We start from the raw sequence: 11,615 nt of genomic DNA on the forward strand, positions 1-11,615 counted from the left end.
TTAAATCTACATCTAATTGGTAAATAAAATGAAAATGAATACTATACCAGCAGGCCTGGTAACGTTGGTTTTAAGCATTGTTACAACTGTCTTGTTATTATCATCTTGTAGTCAGGCTAAATTGCCCGTATTACAATCAGAGGATGTTGTTGTGGCTTTTGGCGATAGTTTAACCGTTGGTTACGGTGTGCAAAAAAACCAAAGTTATCCTAGTGTTTTAGCCAAAATGACTGGGTTGAATATTATTAATTCAGGTATTTCGGGTGAAACCACCCAGCAAGGATTAGCTCGTCTTTCTAAGGTTTTAGTGGAATATAAACCCCATTTAGTGATTCTATTAGAAGGTGGAAATGATGTTCTTCAAAAAGTTCCAGAGTCTCAAATAAAAGCCAATCTAGCTCGCATGATTAGTATGATTCAAAACAGTGGTTCTGCCGTTTTATTGGTGGGCGTGCCGGAGAAAAAACTCTTTGGTAGTTCGCTAGAGTTGTATTCAGAATTAGCCAATCAATTTAATATACCGCTCGAAGAAGATATTGTGGCTGATCTAATCAAACGACCATCCATGAAATCAGACTATGTTCATTTTAATGCTCAAGGCTACCAAGCATTGGCGCAAGCCATACACAAACAGTTAAAAAGTAGCGGAGCCATTCACTAGACTATAATTTACTATACGAAATTAGAAAAATGGAATTATAGCAAACAGAATTAGAACAAACAGAGCGCAAAGGTCTTATTAAATATAAAAATGAAAACGAAATTAATCACCAAACAAGGCTTTAAAAAACTTCAAGATGAACTGGATGAACTTTGGCGTAAAGAACGTCCAGCCGTTACTAAAATAGTAACTTGGGCCGCCAGCCTGGGCGACCGCTCAGAAAATGCAGACTACCAATACAATAAACGCCGTTTACGAGAGATAGACCGCAGAGTGCGATTTTTACGTAAGTTTTTAGAAGAAGTAAAAATTGTAGAATACAGCTCGCAACAGGACGGCAAAGTGTTTTTTGGTGCCTGGATAGAGCTAGAAGACGAAGAAGGTAATATCCTTAACGTTAGAATTGTAGGCCCAGAAGAAATCTATGGAGCAAAAGACTATATATCCATTGATTCACCCATGGCCAGGGCCTGCATTGGCAAAGCGGTAGATGACGAAGTCATTGTCAGTTTGCCAACAGGCAAAAAAACTTGGTTTGTGAACGATATTAGTTACAACCCAGAATAATCATTTAATTCAACTGAATTTGGCTTGGATTTTGGTTAACTAAGTTTGGCTAAAACATTATGTAATTCAAATTGTTAAGTTTGATAATGCAAGCTACCAGGCCTGGTAGATTTACAAAATCAGGTACATAAAAAGTTCATATAATAAATCAGCTAGAGCAGTATAGTAATTATTAAATAGGTTTTTTAGGCTTTAATTTCAAGTAAGAAGGATTTGTAAAATGGAAAGACTACAAGAAACTGGCGCCATGATGGGGCGTCTTATGAAGGATATGCCAAAACAACTACAGAGTTTTGGAGCCTTTGTAAAAGGGGCAGAAGCGGATGGTGCGCTCGACGAAAAAACTAAACACTTAATGCTTTTATCCTTAGGTGTCGCATTTCAATGTTCTTGGTGTATTGCCTTGCACGTTAAAGGAAGTGTTGATTCAGGTTCAACCAAAGAAGAAATTCTTGAAGCGGCCATGATGGCGGTGGTAATGGGTGGCGGCCCCAAGTTGATGTACATTGAAGTGGTTTACGAAGAGTTAGATAAGTATTTTAGCTAGGTATTTTAGCTAAAACTTGTTAAATTGAATGTCTCGAAGATTAAAGTAATCAAAGTGAAAGGGCTGTATACATATGTGTTACAGCCCTTTTTTATTATCTCGGTTTAAAGATTAAGAAGATTAATAAGATTAAGTGGTCAAAGCCGTTTTTTGTGGGTGTCCGATACACAAACATAGGTAACACATTTTGTAATCTATTAAGCACTCAAGGAGGTGATTATGACATGGAAAAATGTGAACCCTATGGAACAACGTATTTTATTTATTGCCGATTATTTAAAACACAACTACTCAGTTTTCAGTGAGTTATGCCCAAGCTTCAATATTGAGCATCACAAAAGTGGAAAATAACTTAAATCTAATAATGAATTTTTATCAAGTTAGGTTAGTCATTAACTGTTGTCTTGTCTGATAAAGTGAAAGCACGTAATAAAAACTTTAAAGCACAGATTGAGTCACTTACTGGTAGAAGGGGGTCACCAAAAAAGCTTGGAAGACCAACAGGTTGGCGTAAAGTGAAATAAATTGTTTTAGATTGTAATGCATGTCATACTTGTCATACATTTTTAATTAAAGGATTGAAGTTATGCTTTCTGTAAGATTGGATTCGGATACGGAGAAGTTTTTAGAAACATTGGCGAATGAAACGCATCGTTCTAAAAGTTTTTTTGTAAAAGAAGCGTTGAAAAACTATAGAGAAGATATGGAGGATTATTACGAGGCTCAAGTTCGTAGTAAAGATGAAAAACGTAATTTAATTTCTGTTGAAGAATTGGAAAAGTCTCTTGGCCTCTGAGGTAAAGTACCAACTCGTTTTTGATGATAAAGTCATCAAGGATTTGAAAGGTATCAATAAGGTTTGGCAACAAAGAATTATTAATGCTATAAAAACTAAGTTGGTTAAAAATCCTTTTCAGGGTAAAAGATTGGTAGGTGAATTATCATCTTATTATCAGTTTAGGGTAGGTAATTATCGAGTCGTTTATGAGTTGTTTGAGGAAGAAATTTTGGTAACGGTGATTCGAATCCGACACCGAAAAGAGGTTTATCGTTAAGTTTGACTGGATGTTTAAAAAATTAAGCAAGTAGTTGTTTATGTCTAGTTTGATATAAATAGTTTTTTGATTTTATGGCACCCCGCAAGTGGGGATAAAAGCCTGGTTGATTAGTTTTCTTCTGGAAACCAAGCCGATTGTTGGGCTTGTTCTAGTGTGGTTTTGAATTGGTCGTGAATCTTTTTTATCCAATCTTTTTGTTTGGCTTTAGCACAACCGCCAAGTGAGTTTAAGGTTTTTTTAAAGTCTCGTTCTTGTGAGGCTTTTTCTTTGCGTACATCATTATTGATGTAGTCTTTTATGAAATTATTGGCGGTTAAGCTGTATTTGGTAATGTATAAACGATTAACTTTATTGAAGTTTTTGGCCACGCTAATACCTCGACAACGGCGGTTGTAAAAATCTAGTTTTAAAGCTGTCAAGACGAGAGAGGTATGTAATTCTTGTTCTGCGTTTTGTAGGGATTCAGTTTTGTTGACTTGGGTATCCGTTTGAGTGGTAGGGGTTTCTGCTAATGAGATATTTGAGTATAAAAACAGGGTGGCAATGAAAATGGTCAGCAGACTACGAGAACTGCTTGGCTGGGCGTTGTGTTTTGATTTGTTAGCAAACATATATATTATCCAATAAAGGTCTCTTAAATGTTTCAGATTATCTTTAGTTTACTGGATATACTTTAGTTTTTGAATGCTAATTGTAACGATAGTTGAAAATGAAATATTTAGCTCTAAGCATAACTATAAAAAAGCCTCGTTTAAGTGAATTCTAAACGAGGCTTTTGGGTAGATTGGTCTAATTGAATTATTTAACTAATTGTTTTGCCCAAGCTTCCATTGTTTCGTTGGCGATAGGATTTGGTGCTTCCATAAAGTTAATTACAAAGTGATCACCCATGTCAGTTACACCAATTGAACGTGGGCGAACCGCAACAGGGTCCGCTGAAGGTAACTGCATACCAAAACAAAGAATTAGGTTTTGCGCATCTTGAATGCCTTCACCAATTTCACCATTAATGCTTTTTGTATGACTAAAGTGATCAAAACGTGCAATGTTAACGGCTTTTGGGTGTGCTTCTACTTGAGCGTGTAGAAAATCTAAAATAGCTGGAACATTGTCAAATTTTGATTCTTCTTTTGTGATTTCTAGTGCAAAAATAGGGTATTTTTCTTTAAAGATTTTTTGTTTCATTTTGGGTTCCTTAGTAATAAAACGGCGAAAATTAGTGTTACCAGGCCTGTATAGCCCCTTGCGGGGTGTGGTGAGTATAAATTTCAGGCCGGTAAAGATTTTTAACGATATTGGCGCAGATACATCCATTCAAATGCACGTTTAGCGAAATGCAGTAGACGACATGGTGGAAGTAAAGTTGTGCCTTTGTCTGTACGTTTAATTAAAATACCGTGAGTGAGGGTATCGACAATACAGATTAATTCATGTTTAAATTCTTCAAAGTCTGTTTGGCCATTTAAAGATTTAACTAAATTTTTTGCCGCTGCAGTGGCTTGTAGATCAGCAGCGTGAGCTTGTTTAGCTTGCCAATCTGGCCCTGGGAAACTTCCTGCATCACCAGCTACATAAACATCATCATAGCCTTCTACTTTAGCGTGCATGTCGGCTACAATCATTCCCCCAGCAGATTTTGGTAATTCTGAGTTTGGTAACCAAGCAGGTCCTGTCATTCCAGGCATAAATAAGATTAAATCAGCGTCAAATTCACCACCTTCGGTTTTAACCTTATTAGCTTCAAAACCGACCATTTTATTGCCTAGATGGGTTTCAATACCTTTTTTATTCATCATCTTAACTAGGTTGCCAGGAACTTTTGGCCCAAGGCGTTTGCCAGGCTCTGGTGCAGGGTTAAAGAAGACAATTTTAAATTTATCACGACGGCCTTGACGACGAAGTAGATTGTCTATTCCAAACAAGAACTCAAACATTGGACCACCCCGCATGGCTGATGGCTCTTTAGGATTACCACCAAAGCCAATTGCTATGGTGCCCCCCGTCATACCGTCTAAACGAGATTTAATTCGGTTGGCAGCATCAATTCCTTCACAAGGAGTAATGGCATGTTCAATACCAGGTAGTTTTTTAATAAAGCGACCACCCGTTGCAATAATTAAACCATCGTTTTGATATTCGCCATTAGAGGTAACAACAGTGCGTCCGCCGTTAGTGATATTTTCTACGCTAGCTTGAATAAACTGAACTTTTTGACGATTAAAAAAGTTGTGTAGATTGATGCTTAAATCATCCCCATTACGAATCCCAGCTGGGATCCAAATTAAACTAGGGTAGTACATAAAATTTTCGTTTGGAGCAATAACCGTAATGTTTGAATTAGGGGCTGCTTTACGAGTTTGTTTAATAGCCGTTAATGCGGCAAAACCTGTTCCTAGGATAGTAATATTCATTTGGGGTATTTCCATTAGTTATACTTTGTCTATTATAAGTTTAATTTATAAACAAGGGAGATAAACTCCATTCAAATTTATATATGAATCATAACAAAAAAAACTTATGGTCTTTTAAGAAAGAGAAAAGAAATAGAACGATTGATTTAAAAATCAAAAGTGTGATATCTACAGAGTAAGAATTGTTGTCTGGTGAAATTAGCGCTAGTAGGGTTAAGTGAGAAATTTAATAAAAGACTTTAATAAAAGTATTTAATTGAAACTGATGTTTAATATTAGTTTTTATTGTTTTATAACAATGCTTTATTTGTTAAAGTTAATTTTAATTGTGCTTCATCTTGTTCTACCTTGTAAGCCGCCAGTGTGTAATAAAATAATGTTTGAACCTGGTTTTATATTGCCTTTTATAAGTTCTTGGTAAAAGGCATATACCATTTTATTTGTATAGATAGGGTCTAATAAAATGGAGAATTGACTTTCAAATTCGGTTTGAAATTGCCTGCTTTCTGAAGACTGTTTGGCGTAACCACCTCCATGATATTGGGTGAGCAACCTCCAGTTTACCGGTAGGGTTTGATTTGGATTAACGTCATTGTGGTATTTTTTTTGGGATGCTGAGTAAATCAAATTTTGAATTTGGGGAATTAAATAGTCGGCATTTTTTAAAACAGCAACACCCAAAATATGGCGTGATAAAGTTTTGGTTTTATTCTCAGATTTAGTGTTTGACTGGGGTGTTATTTTGGGTGTTATTTTAGGTGTTAAATTTTGGCTGGCGTGAACTAATCCGGCTAAAGTCCCACCTGTTCCCGTCGCGGTAAAAAGATGAGTCCAATCAGGGCACTGTTGAGTGGTTTCTGTCATTAAATCATCAAACCCTAAAACGGCCAAATCATTTGTACCGCCTTCTGGCAATATATAAGCCTGTGGGAACTGTAACTGTAAATTTTTTAGCGTGTTTTCATCTGATTTTTGACGGTAATCTTGTCTATTTATAAATTGTAATTGCATCCCATTAGCTGCTGCTGTTTTTAATGTGTGACTCCACTTCTCGGGATGATTTGCTAACTCATCTCCTCTAATAAATCCTATGCTTTTAAAACCCATATGATTAGCGGCAGCGGCTGTGGCTACTATGTGATTAGAATAAGCGCCACCAAAGGTTAATAAGGTGGTTTTATTCATTTTGCGTGCTTGTTGTAAATTGTATTTAAGTTTATGCCATTTATTGCCTTGTACTGTTGGATGGTTTAAATCATCACGCTTAATCCAAACTTTAACTTGGTATTTATCAAACAGCCTTGAATCTAGGGGGGTTAAAGGCGTTTTAATGGGGTTTTTGGCTGTCATATTTTTTTAATTTTGTTACAATTTGTCGTTTATGAAATAGATTTTAGTCTATTTTTAATTTTTAGACTGCGGTACGACAGTCAGTTTTTAATATCAAATTTTATCTCAATAATTAGCTAAAAGCTCAACGAGGAGTCGAATGGAACAGCTAACAACAAGCTTGGATGTAATGTTTATCCTACTAGGTGCCATTCTAGTACTATTTATGCATGCAGGTTTTGCATTCTTGGAAGTGGGTACGGTACAGCATAAAAATCAGGTAAATGCCCTGGTTAAAATCATGAGTGATTTAGGCGTATCGACCATTGCTTATTTCTTCATTGGTTACGGCATTGCCTACGGGGTATTTTGGGGCTTTAACGTTGATGGTCAATTAACTCAAGCTATGACTGAAAAATCTGGCTATGAGTTAGTTAAGTTTTTCTTCTTAATGACTTTTGCAGCAGCTATTCCGGCCATTGTTTCTGGTGGTATTGCAGAGAGAGCTCGTTTTTATCCTGTATTAATGTCAACTTTTTTAATCGTGGCATTTATCTATCCGTTTTTTGAAGGCATTTCTTGGAATGGAAATTTTGGTGTACAAGCTTGGTTAGAAGAAAGTTTTGGAGCTGGTTTTCATGATTTTGCGGGTTCTATTGTTGTGCATGGCGTTGGCGGTTGGATTGCTTTAGCCGCAATTTTAGTGCTAGGAGCTCGTCACAACCGTTATGACAAACAGGGTAATATTCGCCACTCTTATCCACCATCAAGTATTCCATTTTTAGCTTTAGGTGCATGGATTTTATCTGTGGGTTGGTTTGGTTTTAACGTCATGTCTGCTCAAGCCATTGAAGGAATTCAAGGTTTAGTGGCTATGAACTCTTTAATGGCGATGGTAGGTGGTATTTTAGCGGCAACCTTTGTTGGTGATAAAGATCCAGGTTTTGTTCATAATGGACCTTTAGCAGGCCTGGTAGCAATTTGTGCGGGTTCTGATATTGTGAGCCCTTTAGGCGCATTAGTGATTGGTTTAGTGGCTGGAGCTCTTTTTGTTAAAGCCTTTACATGGACGCAAAAAACCTTAAAAATTGATGATGTATTAGGGGTTTGGCCATTACACGGTTTAGTTGGTGTTTGGGGTGCGCTTGCAGCAGGTATCTTTGGTTCTGAAACTTTAGGTGGTCTAGGCGGAGTCTCCATTGTGTCTCAGTTAGTGGGAATAGCAATGGGAGTGGGTATTGCCTTTGTTGGTGGTTACCTTGTTTACTTACTAGTCAATGCATTTTCTGCAATTCGTATGAGTGATGATGAGCAATATGAAGGTGCGGATTTATCTATTCACCGTATCCATGCTAATCCACCGCGTGATGACTATTAAGATGAGACCTTTGCACGAGAGTATGCACGAGTAAAAATGGTTCTAGGTGCCCCTTGAGGGTAAAAATTCACCTTATTTTTGTTGTACCCCAAGGGTACTTCCGTTGGGCGACAACTTGCGAATAGCTAGCTATTCCCTGCATTTTCCGCCGCAATAAGGTAAATTTTTCCTCATTTTTCTTTCGCACCTATCTCGTGTTTATGCCCTTGGGTGCAAAGGTCTCAAAATGCATTTAGAAATGTAGATTTAATTACGTTAAATACTAAAAAAGCCCGCACTTAGTTGCGGGCTTTTTTGTTATAGTGTAATTAACATTTAAAGACCTAAAATAAGAGACCTTTGCACGAGAGTATGTACGAGTAAAAATGGTTAAAATTCCCCCGATTTTTGTTGAAAAACTTGCGAATAGCTAGCTATTCCCTACGTTTTCCGCCGCAATCAGGCAAATTTTCCCTCATTTTTCTTTCGCACCTATCTCGTGCAAAGGTCTCAATAAGAAGAAAATATCAACTTATGCAAAAGCTAACCTCTGAAGAACTTTATCGTTTTACTGACCTTTCTCAATCAGATTTTAATCCGTTAAATACTAAAGGAAAAGATGCTGAAATCTTAGATTTTATGAAGCACTTTCATCCTAGAGCGTATCAGTCTCTAAACTTTGGTTTGCACATGAAGCGCAATCATAATCATATCTTTATTATGGGTGAACCTGGTATTGGCCGTATTGGTATGACTAAGGCTATGCTAACCGAGTCGGCAAAGCAAAAAGAGATTCCTAATGATGTGGTGTTAGTCTCTGATTTTGGTGAATCAAATAAAACCCAGTATCTTTATTTTGAAGCAGGAGTTGGGATTGAGTTTAAAACCGCAGTAGAAGCTTTTGTAACCCAGTTAAAAACTCAGTTACCGGTTTTGTTTGATGGCCATGCCTATCAGTTAAGAAGTCAGGCATTAGAAAATGAGTTAAATGAAAAGCAAGAGGCGGTATTAGAGCCAGCTTTTGAATTAGCGGAAGAGTTGAGTATTGCCATAAATCAATCGGAAAATAATTTTGTTCTATCAGCCGTTATTGATGATAAGAATTATCGCGCGGCTGAACTTAAAAACTTTGATGAAGAGATTCAAAGACATTTTTTAGACGCTTTTGACAAAGTTGAAGAAGCTTTGAATAAAGGTTTAACGCATTTTCCATTTTTACAGCATGAATACATGGATGCGGGAAAACACTTAAACACCGATGTAGCTAATGAGCATTTAGAACCTTTAATACAAACCTTAAAGATGGAGTTTGCAAAAACACCTGAGGTTGTTGCCTATCTTGATGACTTACAAAATAGCATTGTTTCTAAATTGCATCTGTTTTGGGATCAAAATGCAGACCAGGTTACTGCTAATAATCAATCAAGTATGGATGAATTACTCTCTGAGCAGCAGGGCTTATCTATCTTTGAAGTAAACTTACTGGTTGATCATCGTGATTTAAAACATGCGCCTATTATTTATGAACAAAATGCCACTACGCCAAAACTTTTTGGTTATACCATTAATTCCGCAGCGGCAACGGCGACAGATACCGTAAGTCTAGCAATGAGCCACCAGGCGGGGCTATTACAAAAGGCGAATGGCGGTTACTTAATTTTAAATATTCAGTCTATTTTGAAAGATCCTGACATTTGGTCTAATTTGAAAGCAGCATTAATGGGTAAAAAATTAAGTTTTGAAGTGCCTTCTTCAAGCAGTGTTGCTCCTTATCACTTGCCTGATTTTCCACTGAATCTAACTTTAGTTTTGGTTGGTCAAGCCGCGCATTTTTATGCTTTACAAGAGATTGATGCACAATTTAGTCGTTTATTTAAAGTACAAGTAGAATTTGAAGTTGAACTGGCTAGAACACCAGAGCATGAAGTGACATTGGCTAAACAGCTGGCCTCAGAAATAGAAGGTTGGGATGACTTGCCGGTTAAACCCTCTGCATTTGAGCGTTTAATTGAATATGCTTCACGAATGGCCGAAGACGAAAGTCGTTTGTACAGTAACAAAGCTATTTTAAGAGATGTGTTAGCCGAGGCAAATGCTTTTGCAAGAGCAAATGGTGAAGAATTTATTAGTCGTCAGACCATTGAAGATACCATACAGCAACGTGAATTTCATACTGGGTTAATGGAAGAGTATTACCATCGCGCTATTACAGAACAGCAGGTGTTAATCTTAACGGAAGGCGAACATATAGGAATGGTGAATGGGTTAACTGTTTTGACGGTTGGTCGTCAATCATTTGGTCAGCCAGTTCGCATTACTGCACAAGCTTCACCCGGAGATGAAGGTGTGGTGGATATTGAGCGTGAAGTTGAGATGGCTGGCCCAATACACTCTAAAGGAATGTTGATTCTATCAGGCTACCTCCGTGGTCGATATATGAAGCAACGTGCTCTAGGATTTAGTGGTTCTATTGTTATGGAGCAATCTTATAATGGAGTAGAGGGTGATTCAGCCTCCTCTGCAGAGTTATTAGCTTTAATTTCATCAATAGCACAGTTGCCAATGCGACAAGATTTAGCGATTACGGGTTCCATTAACCAGTTTGGTGAAATTCAGCCAATTGGTGGTGTGAATGAGAAAATTGAAGGGTTCTATAAAATTTGTCATGAACGAGGCTTAACGGGAACGCAAGGGGTGATTATTCCATCAGCCAATGCCAGTCATTTAATGTTAAACACTGAAGTGCGTGAAGCGGTTGAACAGGGCGACTTCCATATTTATACAATGAGCCATATTGATGATGCAATTGCGCTATTTACCGGAGTAAAAGCAGGTAAATTAACTAAAAAAGGTAAGTTTAGTAAAAATAGCGTGAATGCTCGGGTGGTTAAGTCTTTAGAGGATATGAACTTAAAGCATGAATAATGTTTAAAAAATGCTCAATAAATTTGTATCTAAAAAATCGCTACTCATTATATTAAATGTAGCGGTTTTTTTATTTGAGCTATTAACTATTCGAGGTATTAAACTATTTGGTAAATAACGATAAAAGATTAGCTCAAAAAAAGTGTGGTTAGAATAGTCTAGTTAGAATAGTCTAGATACCTCTTCATCAGAAAGCTCCATGACTTGTTTTTCTAGAGAAGTTAGTGCAGAAAGCAGTGTCTCAGAAATATCAATTAATTTTTCCATCTCTTCATTCGCTTTTTTTGCATTTTTTTCGCGGATTTTATCTTCCGAAGAGAACATTTTGCCAAAAAGGCCTTTTGGCTTTTGAATTTGACCAAACATGAGTTTAAAAATTTCCATATACGTTTGGTGAAGCATTGCGTGGGGCGCATCAATCGAAGAGTAGCCTGGAATGCTTGAAAGCATTTGCCCTTTACCGTAATACCATTGTCCAAATTTACAGTTGGTATGAATAACGGGTACGTGGTTTTGGTCCACAGAAAATCCATTTACAATAGCTTGTGCATAAGCTCGCCACTGAATATGAGCAGCCTTAGCAGCCCTTAATTGTATGACGATGTCCTTCTTAGTCATTGTTGGAATCCCTTATTAATTTAGTTTTTATACTTTTCTTACTTTGATTCTAGTTAAGAACAGAGATAAAACAAGTCAAATTTAATCAAACTTTCAAAAAAAAATATTAATAAATATTATTGCTTATTTGATAGTGTTATTC

General features: G+C 36.9%; 13 protein-coding genes. 8 read left to right on the forward strand and 5 right to left on the reverse strand.

Annotated elements, in window-relative coordinates:
* The first annotated feature begins 28 nt into the window (after positions 1-28).
* The 6 genes from BS34_RS0104620 (at position 29) to BS34_RS0104645 (ending at position 2,830) form a co-directional block, all read left to right on the forward strand.
* Positions 29-661 carry an arylesterase gene (locus BS34_RS0104620; RefSeq protein ID WP_029407376.1) on the forward strand — a complete coding sequence of 211 codons (633 nt, stop codon included), beginning with the start codon at positions 29-31 and terminating at the stop codon, positions 659-661.
* Positions 662-751: 90 nt separating this feature from the next.
* On the forward strand, positions 752-1,228 hold the full coding sequence (greB, locus tag BS34_RS0104625; RefSeq protein ID WP_029407377.1) for a transcription elongation factor GreB: 477 nt from the start codon (positions 752-754) through the stop codon (positions 1,226-1,228).
* A 220-nt stretch (positions 1,229-1,448) separates the two neighbouring features.
* The gene (locus BS34_RS0104630; protein ID WP_029407378.1) at positions 1,449-1,775 is read left to right on the forward strand and encodes a carboxymuconolactone decarboxylase family protein; all 327 of its coding nucleotides are present in this window, start codon (positions 1,449-1,451) and stop codon (positions 1,773-1,775) included.
* Between the two features lie 219 nt (positions 1,776-1,994).
* Positions 1,995-2,126 carry a hypothetical protein gene (locus tag BS34_RS13145; protein ID WP_255327150.1) on the forward strand — a complete coding sequence of 44 codons (132 nt, stop codon included), beginning with the start codon at positions 1,995-1,997 and terminating at the stop codon, positions 2,124-2,126.
* Positions 2,127-2,361: 235 nt separating this feature from the next.
* Positions 2,362-2,571 carry a type II toxin-antitoxin system RelB family antitoxin gene (locus BS34_RS0104640; protein ID WP_029407379.1) on the forward strand — a complete coding sequence of 70 codons (210 nt, stop codon included), beginning with the start codon at positions 2,362-2,364 and terminating at the stop codon, positions 2,569-2,571.
* Complete coding sequence (locus tag BS34_RS0104645; RefSeq protein ID WP_029407380.1) at positions 2,561-2,830, forward strand: type II toxin-antitoxin system RelE family toxin; 270 nt, start codon at positions 2,561-2,563, stop codon at positions 2,828-2,830. The genes BS34_RS0104640 and BS34_RS0104645 overlap by 11 nt, the downstream gene beginning before the upstream one ends.
* A gap of 110 nt (positions 2,831-2,940) precedes the next feature.
* Here the strand turns inward: BS34_RS0104645 and BS34_RS0104650 are convergent, their stop codons facing one another.
* The 4 genes from BS34_RS0104650 to BS34_RS0104665 all read right to left on the reverse strand — a co-directional run bounded on the left by BS34_RS0104650 (position 2,941) and on the right by BS34_RS0104665 (position 6,594).
* Positions 2,941-3,444, reverse strand: a complete 504-nt coding sequence (locus BS34_RS0104650) for a hypothetical protein (RefSeq protein ID WP_029407381.1) — start codon at positions 3,442-3,444, stop codon at positions 2,941-2,943.
* 187 nt (positions 3,445-3,631) lie between these two features.
* Positions 3,632-4,018, reverse strand: a complete 387-nt coding sequence (locus BS34_RS0104655) for a DUF6858 family protein (RefSeq protein WP_029407382.1) — start codon at positions 4,016-4,018, stop codon at positions 3,632-3,634.
* A 101-nt stretch (positions 4,019-4,119) separates the two neighbouring features.
* Positions 4,120-5,244 carry an NAD(P)/FAD-dependent oxidoreductase gene (locus BS34_RS0104660; protein WP_029407383.1) on the reverse strand — a complete coding sequence of 375 codons (1,125 nt, stop codon included), beginning with the start codon at positions 5,242-5,244 and terminating at the stop codon, positions 4,120-4,122.
* A gap of 333 nt (positions 5,245-5,577) precedes the next feature.
* Complete coding sequence (locus BS34_RS0104665) at positions 5,578-6,594, reverse strand: 1-aminocyclopropane-1-carboxylate deaminase/D-cysteine desulfhydrase (protein ID WP_029407384.1); 1,017 nt, start codon at positions 6,592-6,594, stop codon at positions 5,578-5,580.
* A 139-nt stretch (positions 6,595-6,733) separates the two neighbouring features.
* Between BS34_RS0104665 and BS34_RS0104670 the strand changes: the two genes are divergently transcribed.
* Both BS34_RS0104670 and BS34_RS0104675 read left to right on the forward strand, forming a co-directional pair.
* Positions 6,734-7,951, forward strand: a complete 1,218-nt coding sequence (locus BS34_RS0104670; protein ID WP_029407385.1) for an ammonium transporter — start codon at positions 6,734-6,736, stop codon at positions 7,949-7,951.
* 513 nt (positions 7,952-8,464) lie between these two features.
* Positions 8,465-10,855, forward strand: coding sequence for a Lon protease family protein (locus tag BS34_RS0104675; protein ID WP_029407386.1), 2,391 nt, complete (start codon positions 8,465-8,467; stop codon positions 10,853-10,855).
* 162 nt (positions 10,856-11,017) lie between these two features.
* On the opposite strand, the gene BS34_RS0104680 is transcribed toward BS34_RS0104675, so the two are convergent.
* Entirely contained in the window at positions 11,018-11,473 is a 456-nt protein-coding gene (locus BS34_RS0104680) for a CZB domain-containing protein (RefSeq protein ID WP_029407387.1), read from the reverse strand.
* Positions 11,474-11,615 lie beyond the last annotated feature (142 nt).

This window comes from Thiomicrorhabdus sp. Milos-T2 (genome assembly GCF_000702325.1).
Classification (GTDB): Bacteria; Pseudomonadota; Gammaproteobacteria; order Thiomicrospirales; family Thiomicrospiraceae; genus Thiomicrorhabdus.